17 protein-coding genes are annotated in these 19,555 nt (G+C 67.2%); 15 read left to right on the top strand and 2 right to left on the bottom strand.

Annotation, left to right across the window (positions count from 1 at the left end):
• Positions 1-441: 441 nt before the first annotated feature.
• Complete coding sequence (gene upp, locus CI15_RS08685; protein WP_062126416.1) at positions 442-1,092, bottom strand: uracil phosphoribosyltransferase; 651 nt, start codon at positions 1,090-1,092, stop codon at positions 442-444.
• A gap of 216 nt (positions 1,093-1,308) precedes the next feature.
• On the opposite strand from upp, the gene CI15_RS08680 reads away from it, so the two are divergent.
• The 15 genes from CI15_RS08680 (at position 1,309) to CI15_RS08610 (ending at position 17,227) form a co-directional block, all read left to right on the top strand.
• Complete coding sequence (locus CI15_RS08680) at positions 1,309-2,088, top strand: SDR family oxidoreductase (RefSeq protein ID WP_062126412.1); 780 nt, start codon at positions 1,309-1,311, stop codon at positions 2,086-2,088.
• 66 nt (positions 2,089-2,154) lie between these two features.
• Positions 2,155-2,544 carry a methylglyoxal synthase gene (locus tag CI15_RS08675; RefSeq protein WP_062126409.1) on the top strand — a complete coding sequence of 130 codons (390 nt, stop codon included), beginning with the start codon at positions 2,155-2,157 and terminating at the stop codon, positions 2,542-2,544.
• Between the two features lie 68 nt (positions 2,545-2,612).
• Positions 2,613-3,587, top strand: a complete 975-nt coding sequence (locus CI15_RS08670; protein WP_062126406.1) for a quinone oxidoreductase family protein — start codon at positions 2,613-2,615, stop codon at positions 3,585-3,587.
• A gap of 186 nt (positions 3,588-3,773) precedes the next feature.
• Positions 3,774-3,887, top strand: coding sequence for a hypothetical protein (locus tag CI15_RS08665; RefSeq protein ID WP_062126394.1), 114 nt, complete (start codon positions 3,774-3,776; stop codon positions 3,885-3,887).
• Positions 3,884-3,976 carry a K(+)-transporting ATPase subunit F gene (gene kdpF / locus CI15_RS08660; RefSeq protein WP_062126391.1) on the top strand — a complete coding sequence of 31 codons (93 nt, stop codon included), beginning with the start codon at positions 3,884-3,886 and terminating at the stop codon, positions 3,974-3,976. The genes CI15_RS08665 and kdpF overlap by 4 nt, the downstream gene beginning before the upstream one ends.
• Complete coding sequence (kdpA, locus tag CI15_RS08655; RefSeq protein ID WP_062126388.1) at positions 3,973-5,778, top strand: potassium-transporting ATPase subunit KdpA; 1,806 nt, start codon at positions 3,973-3,975, stop codon at positions 5,776-5,778. Before kdpF ends, kdpA begins: the two co-directional genes overlap by 4 nt.
• A 75-nt stretch (positions 5,779-5,853) precedes the next feature.
• Positions 5,854-7,965 (top strand): potassium-transporting ATPase subunit KdpB, encoded by a 2,112-nt coding sequence (gene kdpB, locus CI15_RS08650; protein WP_062126385.1) that lies wholly within the window; start codon positions 5,854-5,856, stop codon positions 7,963-7,965.
• A 41-nt stretch (positions 7,966-8,006) separates the two neighbouring features.
• Positions 8,007-8,585 (top strand): potassium-transporting ATPase subunit KdpC, encoded by a 579-nt coding sequence (gene kdpC, locus CI15_RS08645; RefSeq protein ID WP_062126381.1) that lies wholly within the window; start codon positions 8,007-8,009, stop codon positions 8,583-8,585.
• Between the two features lie 125 nt (positions 8,586-8,710).
• On the top strand, positions 8,711-11,590 hold the full coding sequence (locus CI15_RS08640; RefSeq protein WP_062126378.1) for a DUF4118 domain-containing protein: 2,880 nt from the start codon (positions 8,711-8,713) through the stop codon (positions 11,588-11,590).
• Positions 11,583-12,281: a two-component system response regulator KdpE gene (kdpE, locus tag CI15_RS08635; RefSeq protein ID WP_062126375.1), complete on the top strand. Its 699-nt coding sequence runs from the start codon at positions 11,583-11,585 to the stop codon at positions 12,279-12,281. Before CI15_RS08640 ends, kdpE begins: the two co-directional genes overlap by 8 nt.
• A 102-nt stretch (positions 12,282-12,383) precedes the next feature.
• On the top strand, positions 12,384-12,704 hold the full coding sequence (sugE, locus tag CI15_RS08630; protein ID WP_062126372.1) for a quaternary ammonium compound efflux SMR transporter SugE: 321 nt from the start codon (positions 12,384-12,386) through the stop codon (positions 12,702-12,704).
• Between the two features lie 231 nt (positions 12,705-12,935).
• The gene (locus CI15_RS08625) at positions 12,936-13,547 is read left to right on the top strand and encodes a DUF4126 domain-containing protein (RefSeq protein WP_062126369.1); all 612 of its coding nucleotides are present in this window, start codon (positions 12,936-12,938) and stop codon (positions 13,545-13,547) included.
• Positions 13,548-13,648: 101 nt separating this feature from the next.
• Positions 13,649-16,138, top strand: coding sequence for an ABC transporter permease (locus CI15_RS08620; RefSeq protein ID WP_153041087.1), 2,490 nt, complete (start codon positions 13,649-13,651; stop codon positions 16,136-16,138).
• Positions 16,139-16,176: 38 nt separating this feature from the next.
• Positions 16,177-16,590, top strand: coding sequence for a group II truncated hemoglobin (locus CI15_RS08615; protein WP_062126363.1), 414 nt, complete (start codon positions 16,177-16,179; stop codon positions 16,588-16,590).
• Positions 16,583-17,227, top strand: a complete 645-nt coding sequence (locus CI15_RS08610) for a DUF924 family protein (RefSeq protein ID WP_062126360.1) — start codon at positions 16,583-16,585, stop codon at positions 17,225-17,227. Before CI15_RS08615 ends, CI15_RS08610 begins: the two co-directional genes overlap by 8 nt.
• A gap of 55 nt (positions 17,228-17,282) precedes the next feature.
• On the opposite strand, the gene CI15_RS08605 is transcribed toward CI15_RS08610, so the two are convergent.
• Positions 17,283-19,319: an ArnT family glycosyltransferase gene (locus CI15_RS08605; protein ID WP_062126357.1), complete on the bottom strand. Its 2,037-nt coding sequence runs from the start codon at positions 19,317-19,319 to the stop codon at positions 17,283-17,285.
• Positions 19,320-19,555: the final 236 nt, after the last annotated feature.

Genomic DNA, 19,555 nt, shown 5'->3' with positions numbered 1-19,555 from the left:
GCCCGCCGGGGCGGCCACGCCTGCCGCCGATCTGAACCGGGCTGTTCCCGCACGCCGTTCCACGCTTGCCCGCCGGGTGGCGCAAGCCGGTTCATGCATGGCCGGCCGGGCGGGGCCGCAGCGCGGTGGGGGCGGGCAGCTTGCGCGGCCAGGCGCCGCATGACCTGATGCGAAGGCATGGTGCGCCAGTCGGAATGGCAGACGGTGGTGCGAGTGATCGTGCGGGTCGGGCCGCTCGTCGAGCGGATTCGAATTTTATCACGCCGCGCGGGTGCGGCAGAGGGGGCCGCGGGGCGAAAACGGGCGCCAACGCAAGGAAATCGACGCGAAAATGAAACCGCGGGGGCGCGGATGTGTCGCCGGGTCAGCGGGATTCGGTCGAAAGCAAGGCCGGTCGCGAGGCAGCGGCGTCGCCTGGCTGCCTCCCGCGGGCCCTGCGCGTCAGTTCTTCGTGCCGAACAGGCGGTCGCCCGCGTCGCCGAGACCCGGCACGATGTACGCGTGCTCGTTCAGATGCGAATCGAGCGACGCGACGAACAGCTTCACGTCCGGGTGCGCGTCCTGGAACACCTGCACGCCCTCCGGTGCGGCGACGAGGGCGAGGAACATGATGTTCTCCGCGGCGACGTTGCGGCGCTTGAGCACGTCGACCGCGTGCACGGCCGAGTAGCCGGTCGCGACCATCGGATCGCACAGGATGAACACGCGGTCTTCGAGGTCCGGCAGCCGCACCAGGTATTCCACCGGCCGATGGTCCTCCGCGCGATACACGCCGATGTGGCCGACACGCGCCGACGGCACCAGCTCGAGCAGCCCGTCCGACATGCCGACGCCCGCGCGCAACACCGGCACGATCGCGAGCTTCTTGCCGGCGATCACCGGCGCGTCGATCTCGACGAGCGGCGTGGTGATGCGGCGGGTGGTCATCGGCAGGTTGCGGGTGATTTCGTAGCCCATCAGCAGCGTGATTTCGCGCAGCAGCTCGCGGAACGTGCGCGTCGACGTGTCCCGGTCGCGCATATGCGACAGCTTGTGCTGGATCAGCGGGTGATCGAGGATGAAAAGATTGGGGAAACGGCTGTCCTGGGTCATGGCGGGCTCGCGCGCGGCGGCAAGGTGGATCGGTTCGGCACGCCTGTCGTTTAGCTTCATCCGCACCCCGAGGGCAGGCCGAAGAGACGAAAAGCGCGCCACCGCGCAAGTTTACCGAAAGAGTGCCGCCCGGCGATACCTGAGATTGCAACGGCGCGGCACAGTCCGGCACCGATTCTTCTAGAATCGGGGAAACTTCGCCACGAGGACACAGACATGGACATGGGAATCGCAGGACGTACCGCGCTCGTTTGCGCGGCGAGCAAGGGGCTGGGGCGGGGTTGCGCCGAAGCGCTCGCCGCCGAGGGCGTCAACCTGACGATCGTCGCGCGCACCGCCGAGACGCTCGAAGCGACCGCCGAGGCAATCCGCCAGCAGAGCGGCGTCGAGGTGAAGACGGTGGCGTGCGACATCACCACGCCCGAAGGGCGCGCCGCCGCGCTCGCCGCGTGCCCGCAGCCCGATATTCTGGTCAACAACGCGGGCGGCCCGCCGCCGGGCGACTTCCGCAACTTCACGCACGAGGACTGGATCCGCGCGCTGGAAGCCAACATGCTGACGCCGATCGAGCTGATCCGTCAGACCATCGACACGATGAGCGCGCGCGGCTTCGGGCGCATCGTCAATATCACGAGCTCGGCGGTGAAGGCGCCGATCGACGTGCTCGGTCTGTCGAACGGTGCGCGCTCGGGGCTGACCGGCTTCGTCGCGGGACTCGCGCGCAAGGTCGCGCCGACCGGCGTGACGATCAACAGCCTGCTGCCGGGGCTGTTCGATACCGACCGCATCGCCGTCACGTTCGAGGCGCAAGCGAAGAACGCCAACATTTCCGTCGACGAAGCGCGCAAGCAGCGCATGAAAACGATCCCGGCCGGCCGCTTCGGCAATCGCGACGAATTCGGCCGCGCCTGCGCGTTCCTGTGCAGCGTGCACGCGGGCTATATCACCGGTCAGAACTGGCTGATCGACGGCGGCGCTTACCCCGGCACGTTCTGAGCCGCGCGCGAACTGAACCCATCACCACAACAACGACTGTCACCACGGTTTGAGGACTCTTACGTCATGACCACCCGCATTGCGCTGATCGCGCACGATCACAAGAAGGACGACATCGTCAAACTGGCCGGCGAATACGTCGACACGCTCGCGCGCTGCGAGATCGTCGCGACCGGCACGACCGGCGGACGCATCAGCGACGCGCACGGCCTCACGGTCGAGCGCATGCTGTCGGGGCCGCACGGCGGCGACCTGCAGATCGGCGCGCAGCTCGCCGAAGGGCGCGTCGACATGGTGATCTTCCTGCGCGACCCGATGACGCCACAGCCGCACGAGCCGGACATCAATGCGCTGGTGCGCGCCTGCGACGTCCACAACATTCCGTGCGCGACGAACATCTCGACCGCGCGCATGGTGCTCGACGTGCTGACCCTGCGTCTCACCGGCAAGGCGTAAGCGCGCCTCGCGGCGCGGAGATCCGCACCGGCATTCAGACAACCATCCAGAGAGATAAAGGAGACATGATGGTCAAGGCAATCCGATTCGATAAAACCGGCGGCCCCGAAGTCATGAAATGGGTCGACGTCGAGGTGGGCGAGCCCGGCGCGGGCGAGATCCGAATCCGCCAGACGGCGGTCGGCCTCAACTATATCGACGTGTATTTCCGCACCGGTCTGTATCCGCTGCCGCTGCCGGGCGGGCTCGGCATGGAAGCGGCCGGCGAGGTCAGCGCGGTCGGCTCGGGCGTGACCGGTCTGAAGATCGGCGATCGCGTCGCGTATGTCGCGCGGCCGCCGGGCGCCTATGCGCAGGAGCGCGTGCTGCCGGCCGCGCAGGTCGTCAAGCTGCCCGATGGGGTCAGTGACGAAGAGGCCGCGTCGGTGATGCTGCAAGGCTTGACCGCGCAGTATCTTCTGCGCCGCACGTATCAGGTGAAGGCCGGCGACACGATTCTGATTCAGGCCGCCGCGGGCGGCGTCGGTCTGCTCGTGTGCCAGTGGGCGAAGGCGCTCGGCGCGACGGTGATCGGCACGGTCGGCTCCGATGAGAAAGCCGAGATCGCGAAGGCGCACGGCTGCGATCACCCGATCGTCTATACGCGCGAGAACTTCACGAAGCGCGTACGCGAGATCACCCATGGCGCGGGCGTGCCGGTCGTCTACGATTCGATCGGCAAGGACACCTTCGAAAAGTCGCTCGACTGCCTCGCGCCGCTCGGCCTGTTCGTGAGCTTCGGCAACGCGTCGGGTCCGCTGCCGCCGATCGATTCGTCGGAATTCGCCGGGCGCGGCTCGCTGTTCTTTACGCGCCCGACGCTCTTCACCTATATCGCGAAGCGCAGCGACTACGAGGCGATGTCGGCCGAGCTGTTCGACGTGCTGACTTCCGGCAAGGTCAAGACCAGCATCAATCAGCGCCATGCGCTGTCTGACGTCGGGCAGGCGCATGCAGACCTCGAAGGACGGCGCACAACCGGCTCGACGATCCTGCTGCCGTAAAACCCTGAAAGCCATAGCGCGGCCTCCGGCTGAGATCCGCGTCACCTAAAAGGCCGTTTCATCGCGAGATGAAACGGCCTTTCCCGTTTACGCGATTTTTACGCGCACCCGCCCATCTTTGACCAGCCGTTTAGGCGGATCGGCATACCGTTGCGTCTATCCAAAATCCGTAAATGGGGAAGAAAAATGGATCTGCTGTATGTCGGGGGGCTCGTGGTATTCGCCGCGCTGACCTTTGGGCTGATTGGCGGCTGCGAGAAGCTGATGCAGTTCCGTCGTGGGCAGGGAGAGCGCTCATGAGCTGGATTCTGTGGCTTTCCGGCGCGTCCACCGCGCTGCTCTTCATTTATCTCGTGTATGCGCTGCTGCGCGCGGAGGACATTGAATGAACGCGAACGATGTCCTGCAGGCGAGTCTGTTTATCGTCGTGCTATTGGCCGCCGCCGTGCCGGTGGCGAGCTATCTCGGCGCCGTGATGGACGGCAGCTCGCGCGTCGTGCGCTTCGGCGCGCCGCTCGAACGGCTGCTGTACCGCATCGCGGGTGTCGATCCTGCTCAGGAAATGGGCTGGAAACGCTACGCGATCGCGACGATTGCGTTCAACGTGCTCGGCGTGGCTTTCCTGTATGTGTTGCTGCGTGTGCAGGGCTGGCTGCCGGGTAATCCGCAGCAGTTCGGCGCGATGTCGGTCGACAGCGCGTTCAACACCGCGGTCAGCTTCGTGACCAACACGAACTGGCAGGACTACACCCCCGAGCAGACCGTCGGCTATCTGACGCAGATGCTCGGTCTGACCGTGCAGAACTTCCTGTCGGCGGCGACCGGCATCGTCGTCGTGATCGCGCTGATTCGCGGCTTCGCGCGTCATACCGCGCAGACGATCGGCAACTTCTGGGTCGATATCACGCGCGTGACGATGTACGTGCTGATTCCGATGGCGGCGATTATCGCGGCGCTGCTGATGAGCCAGGGCGTGATCCAGAACTTCAAGGCCTATCAGGACGTGCCGACGCTGCAGACCACTACCTACGCCGCGCCGAAGCTCGACGCGCAAGGCAATCCGGTCAAGGACGCGAAGGGCAACCCGGTGACGGTCGACACCCAGGTGAAGACGCAGACGCTCGCGATGGGTCCGGTTGCGTCGCAGGAAGCGATCAAGATGCTCGGCACCAACGGCGGCGGCTTCTTCAACGGCAATTCCGCGCATCCGTATGAGAACCCGACGCCGTTCTCGAACTTCCTGCAGATCTTCTCGATCCTGATCATTCCGGCCGCGCTTGCACTCGTGTTCGGCCGCGTGATCGGCGACCGCCGCCAGGGTGTGGCCGTGCTCGCGGCGATGACGATCGCGTTCGGCGTCTGCGTGTTCGGCGAGATCAGCGCCGAGCAGAGCGGCAACCCGGCGTTCACCGCGCTGAACGTCGACCAGTCGGCGAGCGCGCTGCAGGCGGGCGGCAATGCGGAGGGCAAGGAAACGCGCTTCGGCATCGCGCAGTCGGGCATCTTCACGGTCGCGACGACGGCGGCGTCGTGCGGCGCGGTCGCCAACACGCACGATTCGCTGACGCCGATCGGCGGCCTGTACCCGATGCTGCTGATGCAACTCGGCGAAGTGATCTTCGGCGGTGTCGGCTCCGGCATGTACGGGATGCTCGTGTTCGCGATGCTCGCGGTGTTCGTCGCGGGACTGATGATCGGACGTACTCCCGAGTATGTCGGCAAGAAGATCGAGGCGTACGAGATGAAGATGGTGTCGATCGTCGTGCTGCTCACGCCGCTGCTCGTGCTGGTCGGTACGTCGATCGCGGTGCTGACCGATGCGGGCAAGGCCGGCATCTCGAACCCCGGCGCGCATGGTTTCTCCGAAATCCTCTACGCGTTCAGCTCGGTCGCGAACAACAACGGCAGCGCGTTCGCGGGTCTGTCGGTGAATACGCCGTTCTATAACTGGCTCACCGCGATCGCGATGTGGTTCGGCCGCTTCGGCACCATCGTGCCGGTGCTGGCGATCGCCGGCTCGCTCGCCGCGAAGAAACGCATCGGCGTGACCGGCGGCACGCTGCCGACCCATGGACCGCTGTTCGTCGTGCTGCTGCTCGGCACGGTGCTGCTGGTTGGCGCGCTGACCTACGTCCCGGCGCTCGCGCTCGGTCCAGGCGTCGAGCATCTGATGATGATCGGCGTGCAGTGACGCGCGGCCGCGAACGAACGAACAGGCGCTTGCACGGAGCAAGCCTGCAAGCGCACCAGGATATTCGAGGATTCAATGACTGAACATAACGCTACGCGGTCCATGTTCGACCCGGCGCTGCTGCGCCCGGCGATCGTGGACTCCTTTAAAAAGCTCACGCCGCGCACGCAGTTCCGCAACCCGGTGATGTTCTGCGTGTACGTCGGCAGCATTCTGACCACCATTCTGTGGATCGCCGCGCTCGGCGGTCAGGCCGAGGCGCCCGCGGGCTTCATTCTCGCGGTCTCGCTGTGGCTATGGTTCACGGTGCTGTTCGCGAACTTCGCGGAAGCGCTCGCCGAAGGCCGCTCGAAAGCGCAGGCCGCATCGCTGCGCAGCGCGAAGAAAGACGTGATGGCCAAGAAGCTCAACGAGCCGCATCCGAAGTCGCCGATCCGCATCATGACCGCGTCGGATCTGCGTCGCGGCGACGTCGTGCTGGTCGAGACCGGCGACGTGATTCCGGCCGACGGCGAAGTGATCGACGGCGTCGCGTCGGTCGACGAATCGGCGATCACCGGTGAATCGGCGCCGGTGATCCGCGAGTCGGGCGGCGACTTTTCGTCGGTGACGGGCGGCACGCGCGTGCTGTCGGACTGGATCGTCGTGCGCGTCACGGCCAATCCTGGCGAGGCGTTCCTCGACCGCATGATCGCGATGGTCGAAGGCGCGAAGCGTCAGAAGACGCCGAACGAAATCGCGCTGACCATCCTGCTCGTCGCGCTGACGATCGTGATGCTGCTCGCCACCGCGACGCTGTTGCCGTTCTCGATGTTCTCCGTCGAGGCCGCCAAGGCGGGCCACGTGGTGACGATTACCGCGCTCGTCGCGCTGCTCGTGTGCCTGATCCCGACGACGATCGGCGGGCTGCTGTCGGCGATCGGCGTGGCCGGCATGAGCCGCATGATGCAGGCGAACGTGATCGCGACCTCGGGCCGCGCCGTCGAAGCGGCCGGTGACGTCGACGTGCTGCTGCTCGACAAGACCGGCACGATCACGCTCGGCAACCGCCAGGCGTCGCAGTTTCTGCCGGCGCCGGGTCTGACGGAAGAAGCGCTCGCCGATGCCGCGCAGTTGTCGTCGCTTGCCGACGAAACGCCGGAAGGCCGTAGCATCGTCGTACTCGCGAAGCAGCGCTTCAATATCCGTCAACGCGACATGGCCTCGCTGCACGCGGTGTTTCTCGCGTTCACCGCGCAGACCCGCATGAGCGGCGTCGATCTGTCGCCGGCAGGGACGCCGCCGGGGACGCACGGCCGCGAAATCCGCAAGGGCGCGGCCGACGCGGTCAAGCACTACGTCGAAGCGAACGGCGGCCGTTTCCCGACCGAAGTCAGCAATGCGGTTGCCGAAGTCGCGCGCCGCGGCAGCACGCCGCTGGTGGTTGCCGAGAAGGGCGAGCAGGGCGCGCGCGTACTCGGCGTGATCGAGCTGAAGGACGTCGTGAAGGGCGGTATCAAGGAGCGCTTCGCCGAGTTGCGCAAGATGGGCATCAAGACCGTGATGGTGACGGGCGACAACCGCCTGACCGCCGCCGCGATCGCGGCCGAAGCGGGCGTCGACGACTTCCTCGCCGAGGCCACGCCGGAAACGAAGCTCGCGACGATTCGCGCGCACCAGGCCGAAGGGCGTCTGGTCGCGATGACCGGCGACGGCACCAACGACGCGCCCGCGCTCGCGCAGGCCGACGTCGCGGTCGCGATGAACACCGGTACGCAGGCAGCGAAAGAGGCCGGCAACATGGTCGACCTCGATTCGAACCCGACCAAGCTGATCGAGATCGTCGAGATCGGCAAACAGATGCTGATGACGCGCGGCTCACTCACCACGTTCTCGATCGCCAACGACGTCGCCAAATACTTCGCGATCATTCCGGCCGCGTTCGCGACGACGTATCCGGCGCTCAATGCGCTGAACGTGATGCATCTGGCGACGCCGGCCTCCGCGATCATGTCGGCGGTGATCTTCAACGCGCTGATCATCGTGCTGCTGATTCCGCTCGCGCTGAAGGGCGTGCGCTATCGCGCGCTCGGCGCGGCGATCCTGCTGCGCCGCAATCTGCTGATCTACGGTCTCGGCGGGATCATCGTGCCGTTCATCGGCATCAAGCTGATCGATATGGTGCTGGCCGCGTTCGGCTGGGTTTGAGCACGCAATGACCCGTTGATGAAAAGGGAAAGAGACCCATCATGAAAAATCTGTTTCGTCCGCTGATCGTGATCTTCGCGGTGCTGACCGCGATCACCGGACTCGCTTATCCCGCGGTGATGACCGCATTCGGCCAGGCGGCGTTTCACGAGCAGGCCAATGGCAGCCTGATCGAGCAGAACGGCAAGGTGGTCGGCTCGACGCTGATCGGCCAGCAGTTCGACGCGCCGCAATACTTCTGGGGCCGGCTGTCGGCGACGACGCCGATGCCGTACAACCCGCAAAGCTCGGGCGGCTCGAACCTCGGGCCGAACAATCCGGCGCTGCTCGACGAGATCAAGGGCCGGCTCGCCGCGCTGAAGGCAGCGGGCACCGACATGTCGAAGCCGGTGCCGGTCGATCTGGTCACCTCGTCGGGCAGCGGGCTCGACCCCGAGATCAGTCCGGCGGCGGCCGCCTACCAGGTCGAACGGGTCGCGCAGGCGCGTCACCTCGCGGCGAACGACGTGCAGGCGCTGGTCGAGCGCTATACGACCGGGCGCCAGTTCGGCGTGCTCGGCGAGCCGCGCGTGAATGTGCTGAAGCTCAATCTCGCGCTCGACGAAATGAAGCGCGGCTGACACGCCGACACATTCATCGATAAAACAGCGGCGTCCGCGTGGCGCCGCGCCGCCATTTGCGGGTCGGCGCGGGCCGTGCCACCATGCAGACACCGCCGCTCGCACGACGATCAAATCCACTGAGCATGAACCGCCCCGATCCTGACGAACTGCTCGACAAGCTGCAACGCGACGAAGAAAAACGCCAGCGCGGCAGGCTGAAGATTTTCTTCGGCGCGTCGGCCGGCGTCGGCAAGACCTACGCAATGTTGCAGGCCGCGCGCCGCCGCAAGGAAGAGGGCGTCGACGTGCTGGTCGGCATCGCCGAAACGCACGGGCGCAGCGAAACCGCCGCGCTGCTCGAGGGGCTCGAGGTGCTGCCGCTCGCGCATATCGAGTATCGCGGCCGCAAGCTCGGCGAGTTCGATCTCGACGCCGCGCTCGCGCGCAAGCCGCAACTGATTCTCGTCGACGAACTCGCGCATTCGAACGTGCAGGGCGCGCGCCATCTGAAGCGCTGGCAGGACGTCTACGAACTGCTCGACGCGGGCATCGACGTGTATACGACCGTCAACGTGCAGCACCTGGAGAGCCTGAACGACGTGGTCGGCCAGATCACCGGCATCCGCGTGTGGGAGACGGTGCCCGATCGCGTGTTCGATCATGCCGACGAAGTGACGCTCGTCGATCTGCCGGCCGAGGAACTGCTCGACCGCATGCGCGACGGCAAGGTGTACATGGCGCAGCAGGCCGAGCGCGCGGTGCGCAACTTCTTTCGCAAGGGCAACCTGATCGCGCTGCGCGAGCTGGCGCTGCGCCGCACCGCCGATCGCGTCGACGCGCAGATGCGCGAGTACCGCGCCGATCGTTCGATCCAGCGTATCTGGCAGGCGCGCGAGCGGCTGCTGGTGTGCGTCGGCCCCGGTCCCGAAGCGCCGGCGCTGGTGCGCTCGGCGGCGCGCCTCGCCGCGAGCCTGAAGGCCGACTGGCTCGCCGTCTATGTCGAAACGCCCGCGTTGCAGCGGCTACCCGACGCGCGCCGCGAACGCACCCTGAACGCGCTGAAGCTTGCCGCCGAGCTCGGCGCCGAAACCGCGACGCTCGCCGCCACCGACGCGCTCGACACGCTGATCGGTTACGCCCAGGCGCGCAACGTCTCGAAGCTGGTCGCGGGCGCATCGTCGCGCACGGGTCTCAGCCGCTGGCTGCGTCGGCCGCTTGGCGAGCGCATCGCCGAGAAAAGCGGCGATCTCGATCTCACGCTGATTCGCGTGTCGTCGGAGCGCGATGGCGGCGAGCAGCGGCGTCTGTTGAACACGACCGCGAACGCGTGGCGCGAGGCATTGAGCGCGGCCCGCGAGCGTCGTTCGCCGCCGCGCGCGTATGGGCTCGCGCTCTTGATCGGCACGGCCATCACGTTGCTGTCGAGCCAGTTGATCGACCGGATCGATCTGACCAACCTCGTGATGCTGTATCTGCTCGGCGTCATCTTCACCGCGGTGAGGCTCGGACGCGGGCCCGGTGTCGTGCTGTCGTTCGCGAGCGTCGCCGCGTTCGATTTCTTCTTCGTGCCGCCGCGCATGTCGCTGTCGGTCTCCGATACGCAGTACCTGCTGACGTTCTTCGGCATGCTGCTGACCTCGCTGGTGATCAGCCATCTGACGTCGAGCTTGCGCCGCGAGGCGAGCGTCGCGCGACGCCGCGAGCAGCGCATCGGCGCAATGTACGAAATGGCGCGCGAGCTCGCCGCGGCGCTCGCGACCGAGCAGATCGTCGGCATCGGCAGCCGGCACGTGAGCGAAGTGTTCGGCGCGCGCGTCGCGATCCTGCTGCCCGACAGCGTCGATCAGGTCAAACAGAAGATCGAGGACCCCGACGCGGCGATCACGCTCGAAGGCGACGCACTCGATCTCGACGTCGGCCAGTGGGTCTACGATCAGCAGAAGCCGGCCGGCCACGGCACCGACACGTTGCCGGCGGCCGCGGCGCTCTATCTGCCGCTGAAGGCGCCGATGCGCACGCGCGGCGTGCTCGCGGTGGTGGTGCGCGACGAGCGCGAGCTGACCGTGCCCGAGCAGCGGCGCATGCTCGATGCGTTCGCCGCGCAGATCGCGCTCGCGCTCGAGCGCGTCCACTACGTCGATATCGCGCGCGATGCGCTGGTCAACATGGAGTCGGAACGGCTGCGCAATTCGCTTTTGTCGGCGATTTCGCACGATCTGCGCACGCCGCTGACGACCATCGTCGGGTTTTCGTCGATGCTCGCGCAGGGGCGGCCAGGGCGAGCGGCCGAAGGCGAGGCGAACGCTTCGCAGAGCCAGGCGCCATCGGCCGCGCTTCGCAGCGACGAACTCGTCGACGCGATTCACGAAGAGGCGCTGCGCATGACCGGCATCGTCACGAATCTGCTCGACATGGCGCGCTTGCAGGCCGGCAGCCTGCAACTGAACCAGCAATGGACGCTGCTCGAGGAGACCGTCGGCGCCGCGCTGCGCGCCTGCAAGCGGGTGCTCGCGGACCATCCGGTGCGGGTCGCGCTGCCGGCCGATCTGCCGCTGCTGCACCTCGACGCGGTGCTGATGGAGCGGCTCTTTTCGAACCTGTTCGAAAACGCGGCCAAATACACCGCGGCGGGCACGCCGCTCGCCATCGGCGCGCAGCAGATCGACGCGGACGGCGCGTCGTTCGTGCGCATCACGATCGATGACAACGGCCCCGGCCTGCCCGCCGGCATGGAAGCGCGCGTGTTCGAGAAGTTCACGCGCGGCGAGAAGGAGTCGGCCAAGCCGGGCATCGGCCTTGGGCTTGCGATCTGTCGCGCGATCGTCGAGGCGCACGGCGGTACAATCGGCGCGCTCAACCGGCTTGCCGCGGATGGCCACGTCGAAGGCGCGCGCTTCTGGTTCACGCTGCCGGTCAAGACGCCGCCCGACGCACCCGACACCCTCGAAGACGAAGGCGCCGTCACGGATAGCGGCGCCGACACCGCCGACCTCAACCCGCTCACCCGACCGAACCATGAGTGACCTGAGCATCAACGTCGTTCTGATCGAAGACGAAAAGCAGATTCGCCGCTTCGTGCGCACGGCGCTCGAAGCCGAGGGCATCGCCGTCTACGACGCCGAGACCGGCAAGCAGGGCCTCGTCGAAGCGGCGACGCGCAAGCCCGACCTCGTGATCGTCGATCTCGGCCTGCCCGACACCGACGGCCTCGAGGTGATCCGCGAGCTGCGCGGCTGGAGCGAGCTGCCGATCATCGTACTGTCCGCGCGCACTCAGGAAAGCGAAAAGGTCGCCGCGCTCGACGCCGGCGCCGACGACTATCTGACCAAGCCGTTCGGCGTGTCCGAGCTGCTCGCGCGGATCCGCGCGCATCTGCGCCGGCGCAATCATGGCGGCGCGAACGAATCGCCGCAGGTGCGCTTCGGCGCGGTCACCGTCGACCTCGCGCTGCGCCAGGTCACGCGCGACGGCGCCACGGTTCATCTGACGCCGATCGAATACCGGCTGCTCGCGACGCTCGTGCGCCACGCCGGCCGCGTGCTCACGCACCGGCAACTGCTGCGTGACGTGTGGGGGCCGTCGCATGTCGAGAGCCACCACTATCTGCGCATCTACATGGCGCATTTGCGCGGCAAGCTCGAGCGCGATCCGGCGCAGCCGGAGCATATCGTCACGGAGACCGGGGTCGGGTATCGGCTGGTGGGCGCGGCGTGAGCGGGACCACGATGTCGCTCGTTTATAATCACCAGAGGTAAGGACGACCTTACGCTTCTATCGATCATCGGGGACGGCCCCATTTCTCATGGAGCTGTTTCGATGTCCTGGTTTCTTCTATTGATTGCCGGTTTGCTCGAAGTCGCATGGGCGGCCGGTCTCAAAACTTCCGAAAGTTTCACCCGTTTCTGGCCGTCCGTCTTCACGGTCGTGACCGCGCTCGGCAGCTTCGTGCTGCTCGCGCTCGCGATGCGCCAGCTGCCGCTCGGCACCGCCTACGCGGTCTGGACCGGGATCGGCGCGGTCGGCGCGTTCATCTTCGGCGTCGTGATGATGGGCGAGGCGTTGACGCTCGCGCGCGTCGCCAGCGCGTCGCTGATCGTGATCGGGCTCGTCGGGCTGAAGCTGTCGTCGGGGCACTGACCCGGCAGTTGCCTCCAGCCGGGACGTCGCGGCCATGGCAGGCGCGCCACAGTGAGGCTTCGCCGCTCGACGTTCTGCGAATTATGGTGGCTATAATGAGACAGAAACGACCCTGAGATTGCCCCCGGCCTGGCTGGCGCGGCCTGGCTGGCGAGTCTGACGGCTTCGGCGCGGGACATCCGCTGGTTCCCGCCGCGCCGTCCGGCACGCTCAAAGCGCGTGGAGGCGGCCATGCTTGAATCACTTTCGCTTGCTGCAGGCCTCTCATGGGGCAGCGGTCTGCGCCTCTATCTGACGGTCCTGCTGGCCGGCGTGTTCGAACGTCTAGGCCTGATTCATTTGCCGAACACGTTGTCCGCGCTGTCTTCGCCATGGGTGATCGGCGCGGCGGCCGTGCTGACGCTCGCCGAATTCCTTGCCGACAAGGTTCCCGCGTTCGATTCGTTGTGGGACGCGATCCACACTTTCATCCGCATTCCGGCCGGCGCCGTGCTGGCGGCCGGTGCGCTCGGCCACGCCGATCCGGCGCTGCTGACGGTCGCCGCGCTCGCGGGCGGCACGCTCGCCGGCACCGCGCATCTCGCGAAGGCGGGCACGCGCGCGCTGATCAATCTGTCACCGGAGCCGGTGTCGAACGTCGTCACGTCGACCGCCGAGGACGGCCTCGTGTTCGGCGGCGTGCTGCTCGCGCTGTTCGTGCCGCTCGCGTTTCTGGTCTTGATGGTAGGCTTCCTGCTGCTCGCGGCGTGGGCATTGCCGCGATTGTGGCGTGGCGTGCAGGGCGGGTTTCGCGGCATGGCCACGCACATGGTGTCGCGATTTGCGAGGAGCAGGCACGATTGAGCGAAGCACTACCAGGATCCAAGGCGGGTACCAAGGCGCGTGCCGACACACGGCCTGCGCGTCGGTTCGGGGGCATCGACCTGTTACGCCAGGCCGTGCGGATGACGGCACGCGATTGGCGCGCGGGCGAGTTGACGATGCTGCTGCTCGCGCTCGTGCTGGCGGTCGCGGCGTTGTCGAGCGTCGGGTTTCTGGCCGATCGCCTGCATCAGGGGCTCGAGCGCGATGCACGGCGCATGATCGCCGCCGACTTCATCGTGCGCGCCGATCATCCGGTCGATCCGCAATTCGCCGCCGAGGCGCACAGACTCGGCCTGCGCACCGCCACCACGGCGATCTTCCCCAGCATGATCAATTCGACCGGCGCGCAGCCGGCGTCGCGCCTCGCCGCCGTCAAGGCGGTGTCGTCCGACTACCCGCTACGCGGCGCGTTGCGGATCGCGCCGGCAGCAGGCGCGGCCGATCATCCGACGACCTCGATTCCGCCGCCGGGGACCGTGTGGGTCGATGAGGAACTGCTCGACGCGCTGAAGCTGAAGATCGGCGATGCGGTGAAGGTCGGGAATCGCGATTTCACGGTCGGCGCGCTGATCACGCGCGAGCTCGACCGCGGCTTCTCGTTCGTCAACTTTTCCCCGCGCCTGATGCTGAACGCCGCTGACGTACCGTCGACCGGCCTGATCACGTACGGCAGCCGGGTCACCTACCGGCTGCTGGTGGCCGGTTCCGACGATGCGGTCGCGCGCTTCGCGCAGTTCGCGCATGAGCACGTCGACGGCGGCAAGATGCGCGGGGTCGCGCTCGAGTCGCTGCACGACGGCCAGCCGCAGGTGCGCCAGACGCTCGATCGCGCGGGCCATTTCCTGACGCTCGTCTCGCTGCTGACGGCGCTGCTCGCGGCGGTCGCGATCGCGATGGCCGCGCATCGCTACATGCGCCGGCATCTCGACGGCTGCGCGGCGATGCGCTGTCTCGGCGTGAGCCAGGCCACGCTGCGTGCGCTGTTCACGCTCGAATTCGTCGGACTCGGCGTGGTGGGCGGCGTGCTCGGGGTGGCACTCGGTTATCTCGGGCATCTCGCGCTGCTGACATGGCTCGGCGGCCTGATCGACGTGGTGCTGCCGCAGCCGACGCCGTGGCCCGCGCTCGAAGGTATTGCGGCCGGCCTCGTGTTGCTGCTCGGCTTCGCGCTGCCGCCGCTGTTGCCGCTGACCCGCGTGCCGCCGGTGCGCGTGCTGCGGCGTGAATGGGGCGAGGCGGGGCGCACCGCGTGGGCCGCCTACGCGTTCGGCATCGCGCTGTTCGCGGGGCTGCTGATTCTCGCCGCGGGGGAATTGAAGCTCGGCGGCATCGTTGCGGGCGGTTTCGCGGGCGGGCTGCTGGTGTTCGCCGGCGTCGCGCGGCTCGCGTTGTGGGGCGCGGCGCGCGTCGTGCGCAGCGAGCGCGTCAATGCGAGCATCGGCTGGCGTTACGCGCTGGCGTCGCTGGAGCGGAGGAGCAGTACCAGCGCGCTGCAGATCACCGCGCTCGGCATCGGCCTGATGTGCCTGCTGCTGATCGCGATGACACGCAACGACCTGGTGCAGGGCTGGCGCAAATCGACACCGCCCGATGCGCCCAACCAGTTCATCATCGACATCCAGCCCGATCAGCGCGACGCGGTCACGCAGTATCTGGACGCGCACGGCATCGCCGGCGCGGCGCTGTCGCCGATGGTGCGCGGGCGGCTCGTCGCGATCAACGGCAAGACGGTCGACCCGGACTCGTTCAAGGGCGAGGACGCGCGTCGTCTGGTGGACCGCGAGTTCAACCTGTCGTACACGACGCAGCTACCCGACGACAACCGGATCGCCGCGGGCAGCTGGTTCGGCGACACGACCAAGCCGCAGATCTCGATCGAGCAGGGACTCGCGAAGCTGATCAAGGTGAAGCCCGGCGACGTGCTGCGCTTCGACGTGACGGGCCTCACGGTCGATGCACCGGTCACGAGCGTGCGCAAGCTCGACTGGGGTTCGTTCAAGGTCAACTTCTTCGTGCTGATGCCGCCCGCCGCGTTGCAGGATTTCCCGGCGACGTTCATTACGAGCTTCCACTTGCCGCAGGACAAACAGTCGACGATCGACGGCCTGATCGCTGCGTATCCGAATCTCACCGCGATCGATACCGGCCCGATCCTCGCGCAGGTTCAGCGTGTCCTGCAGCAGGTGATCGGCGCGGTGCAGTTCCTGTTCGCGTTCACGCTCGCGGCCGGCGTGCTGGTGCTGTACGCGGCGCTCGCCGGCTCGCGCGACGAGCGTATGCGAGAATCCGCGCTGCTGCGCGCGTTGGGCGCATCGCATCGTCAGGTGCGGGCGGTGCAGGTGGCCGAATTCGTCGCGGTGGGCGCGCTCGCGGGCTTGATGGCGGCACTCGGCGCGCAGATCGTCGGCTCGCTGCTGGCCACGCACGTGTTCGAGTTCTATCTGGACTTCGATCCGTGGGTGCTGCCGGCGGGCATTGTCGCTGGGGTCGCGTGCGCGGGTGTCGGCGGGTGGCTGAGTCTGCGGCACGTGCTGGCGCGGCCGGCGCTGCAATCGCTGCGCGACGCGTGAGTTTTCTTTGTGATGGTTTTTTTGCTGTTGAGCAGGGTATGAGCGATTTGAACGACGAAGTGTCCCCGGACCAACCGACGGCCTTCGAACTGGTGGGCGGCGAGGCGCGCGTGCGCGAACTGGTCGACCGGTTTTACGACCTGATGGATCTCGAGGCGGATTTCGCCGGGATTCGCACGCTGCATCCGGCCTCGCTCGATGGTTCGCGCGACAAGCTGTTCTGGTTCCTGTGCGGCTGGCTCGGCGGCCCCGATCATTACATCAGCCGCTTCGGCCATCCGCGTCTGCGTGCGCGGCATCTGCCGTTCGCGATCGCGTCGGGCGAGCGTGACCAGTGGTTGCGATGCATGGCGTGGGCGATGGAGGATGTCGGCTTGCCGGAGCCGCTGCGCGAGCGTCTACTCGGCTCGTTCTTCGAAACCGCGGACTGGATGCGCAACCGCAATGGCTGACACGCCGCGGCAGGCCGCACCGACACCGTACTCGGTCGATGCCGACTACGCGGCGCTCGCGCCGCGGGCGCGGGAAGTGCTCGACTGCTGGTTCGGCGCGCCGGACTCGCCGGAGTACGGCCAGGAGCGCAAGCTCTGGTTCAAGCGCAGCGACGCGGTCGATGCGATGCTGCGCGAGCGTTTTGGCGACCTGATCGAGGCGGCGAACGCGGGTGCGCTCGACGCATGGCAGGCCTCGCCATTGGGCGCGCTGGCGCTCGTCATCGTGCTCGATCAATTCTCGCGCAACTGTCATCGCCATACCGCGCGCGCCTTCGCGGCAGACAGCAAGGCGCTCGATACCGCGCAACGGATGATCGCGAGTGGTGCCGATCGTTTGTTGCCGGGCACGCAGCATCGCGCGTTCGCGTATCTGCCGTTCGAGCACGATGAAACGCTCGCGAGCCAGCAGGAGTCGCTGCGTCTGTTCAAACAGCTCGCGGCGGAGCCGGACGGCGACGGCTACTACCAGCACGCGCTGCGCCACGCGAAAGTGATCGAGCGGTTTGGACGCTTTCCCCATCGCAACGCGTGGCTCGGGCGCGAATCGAGCGACGAGGAGATCGCGTTTCTACGCGAGCCCGGTTCGTCGTTCTGAATCAACGCGCGGTCCGTGCGCGAGGCACACGGCCGGCGCGACGGATTGCGCGGCGCTAGTCGTCACCGTGCGCGTTGGCCGCTACCGGGGTGCGCACGAACACGCGCAACAGTTCATCCGAATCGCCCGGCCGCGCGCCGGACCAGAACAGCTGCCATTCGCCGGCCGGCGGCCGCGCGTTGTCGCGCCGGCTTTCCTCGATCAGCCACGTGCAGGCGGTCGTGCGCGGATCTTCGCTCGGCTGATGCTCGATGTGGGTGTAGTAGTAGAGCATCGGTGCTTCGGATTCGCCGAGACCGGCGCTCGCCATGCAGTCGCCGTCGTTCCATTCGATATCCATCTTCGCGCCGAGGTCCGCAAACACCGAGCGATAGCTTTTCGCGTAGTCGAGCCACGGCAGCAGCAGCGTGCTGACGAGTCCCCACACGAGCATCGCGCCCGCGCACCAGCTGAGCGCGCCGCGCCATTTGCCCGCGTACTTGAACGACGGCAGCAGCCACAGCCAGCCGATCGTCAGCAGCAGGGCGCCGACGACCAGCACGGGCTCGATCGGCAGTACCCAGTCGAGCGGCAGCCAGCGGCCGAGCAGATGCAGCGACGCATGCGTGCTCGCCGGGCTCGTCATGACCGACCAGATGATCCAGACGAGCGCGGCCGCGCTGCCGAACAGCACGCGGCTCGTCATGTCCCAGCCGGTATGCAGGCGCGCCGGCAAGCGCTCGACGCCCTGCATCGCGAGGAGCGCGAGCGGCGCGATGAACGGCAGGATGTACAGCTCGCGGACGGTCGCCGAGCTTTGCAGCACCGCGAAACCGATGCCCGCGAACAGCAGCGGCAACGCGACACGCGGATCGCGCCAGCGCCGCCATGCGCCACCGACGAGCGCGGCCAGTGCGAGCGGCACGACCGGAAAGCCGACGCTCAGCACGGTGCGCAGCACGAACAGACGACTCTCGTTTTCGGAGCCGAGCTCGGCAACCGAAAAGCCGAAGAATCGGCCGACGTTGTTATCCCACAGCCACACCTTGAAGAGCGCCTCGGAGCGCAGATAGAAGCAGATCGGCCAGATCAGCGCGAGCGGCGCGCAGACGAGCGCGGCGAGGCCGAGCGCGCCCACGAAGCCGCGGCTGCGGCAGGCGGGATAGAGCAGCAGCGCCGCGCAGGTGGTCGCGCCGAACACGAGCGGCACGAACAGTCCCTTCGCGAGCAGCGAGACGCCGACGCCCGCGCCGAACATCGTCGCGCCGCTGAGGATTGCGTGACGGCGCTCGCGGCCATCGAGCGGGGCGCTCTGAGATGCGGCTTGCGCGTGCATGGAGAAATACGAGGCGGCGCGCGGGTCGTCGCGCAGATGCACGAGCACGAGTTCGAACAGTCCGCAGAAGCCGAGTGCGGCGCCCGCCATCAGGGCGACGTCGGTCATCATGTCGTGCACGTGCTTGACGACGACGAGTGTGCCGGCGAACAGCGCGAGCGAGCCGATCACGCGCAGGTCGAACCAGTTCGACGCAGCGACCGCGCGACGGGCGACGCGCGCGGTGTAGTAGACCGTCAGGCCCGCGAATAGCGCGCTCGCGAGCCGCGCTGCATCGTGCAGCGGCAGATAGCGGCCAAACATCCAGGCGAGGCCGGCGGCGACCCAGTCGTAGAGCGGCGGCTTTTCGACGAACGGCTGGCCGGCGTTGGTCGGCACGACGAGATCGCCGGTATCGAGCATGTGCTGGACGATGCCGAACGTGTAGGTTTCGTCCTGCTTCCACGGCTCGTGGCCGAGAATGCCGGGGATCAGCCACGCGCACAGGATCGCCAGCGCGACGAGCCACAGCAGCGGACGGGTTGCCGCGAGCGCGCGCCAGCGCTGCAGGCCGCGCGTGGCACGGTCGGCGGAACCGGTGGAGCCCGGTGCGTGCGCGGTGTCGGCGCTGTGCATCGACGGGGCTTCGGGTGTCGGCTGGTGTTGCGCGCCGGCAAATGGGTGCGCGGTGCTGGCGGACAGCGCGGCCTCATGTGCGCCGCCCGCGGGTGCGGCCGAGCCCGAGGCCGTCGCGCTGGCAGGGTGCGCGCGCCAGCGCTTGGACTGCTTGTCTTGCATGGAAGTCTCTGGTCAGCGTACGCGGCGGCGTTGGCCTCGTACTTATGTTTTGCATTGCAAACGCATTCGATGTTGTCGATTGTAGCGTCGCATTATTACCGAAGATTACAGGCGAGGCGGCGCGTGCGAATTCGATGCGCGGCTGTGTCGGTTTCCCGACATAGCGACGGCAATTCGTAGAGGGAGAGGAGGGGGAGGAGGGGGAATAGCGGTGATAAAGGCGCGGCCGTAGCGGA

Origin of the sequence: Paraburkholderia monticola (assembly GCF_001580545.1) — a bacterium.
GTDB classification, from domain to species: Bacteria; Pseudomonadota; Gammaproteobacteria; order Burkholderiales; family Burkholderiaceae; genus Paraburkholderia; species Paraburkholderia monticola.
This window is presented reverse-complemented; position numbering and strand designations above follow the sequence as displayed.

Coding starts and splice junctions, on each gene's coding strand:
- upp (WP_062126416.1), bottom strand. CDS start 1,092: ATGACCCAGGACAGCCGTTTCCCCAATCTTTTCATCCTCGATCACCCG.
- CI15_RS08680 (WP_062126412.1), top strand. CDS start 1,309: ATGGACATGGGAATCGCAGGACGTACCGCGCTCGTTTGCGCGGCGAGC.
- CI15_RS08675 (WP_062126409.1), top strand. CDS start 2,155: ATGACCACCCGCATTGCGCTGATCGCGCACGATCACAAGAAGGACGAC.
- CI15_RS08670 (WP_062126406.1), top strand. CDS start 2,613: ATGGTCAAGGCAATCCGATTCGATAAAACCGGCGGCCCCGAAGTCATG.
- CI15_RS08665 (WP_062126394.1), top strand. CDS start 3,774: ATGGATCTGCTGTATGTCGGGGGGCTCGTGGTATTCGCCGCGCTGACC.
- kdpF (WP_062126391.1), top strand. CDS start 3,884: ATGAGCTGGATTCTGTGGCTTTCCGGCGCGTCCACCGCGCTGCTCTTC.
- kdpA (WP_062126388.1), top strand. CDS start 3,973: ATGAACGCGAACGATGTCCTGCAGGCGAGTCTGTTTATCGTCGTGCTA.
- kdpB (WP_062126385.1), top strand. CDS start 5,854: ATGACTGAACATAACGCTACGCGGTCCATGTTCGACCCGGCGCTGCTG.
- kdpC (WP_062126381.1), top strand. CDS start 8,007: ATGAAAAATCTGTTTCGTCCGCTGATCGTGATCTTCGCGGTGCTGACC.
- CI15_RS08640 (WP_062126378.1), top strand. CDS start 8,711: ATGAACCGCCCCGATCCTGACGAACTGCTCGACAAGCTGCAACGCGAC.
- kdpE (WP_062126375.1), top strand. CDS start 11,583: ATGAGTGACCTGAGCATCAACGTCGTTCTGATCGAAGACGAAAAGCAG.
- sugE (WP_062126372.1), top strand. CDS start 12,384: ATGTCCTGGTTTCTTCTATTGATTGCCGGTTTGCTCGAAGTCGCATGG.
- CI15_RS08625 (WP_062126369.1), top strand. CDS start 12,936: ATGCTTGAATCACTTTCGCTTGCTGCAGGCCTCTCATGGGGCAGCGGT.
- CI15_RS08620 (WP_153041087.1), top strand. CDS start 13,649: ATGACGGCACGCGATTGGCGCGCGGGCGAGTTGACGATGCTGCTGCTC.
- CI15_RS08615 (WP_062126363.1), top strand. CDS start 16,177: ATGAGCGATTTGAACGACGAAGTGTCCCCGGACCAACCGACGGCCTTC.
- CI15_RS08610 (WP_062126360.1), top strand. CDS start 16,583: ATGGCTGACACGCCGCGGCAGGCCGCACCGACACCGTACTCGGTCGAT.
- CI15_RS08605 (WP_062126357.1), bottom strand. CDS start 19,319: ATGCAAGACAAGCAGTCCAAGCGCTGGCGCGCGCACCCTGCCAGCGCG.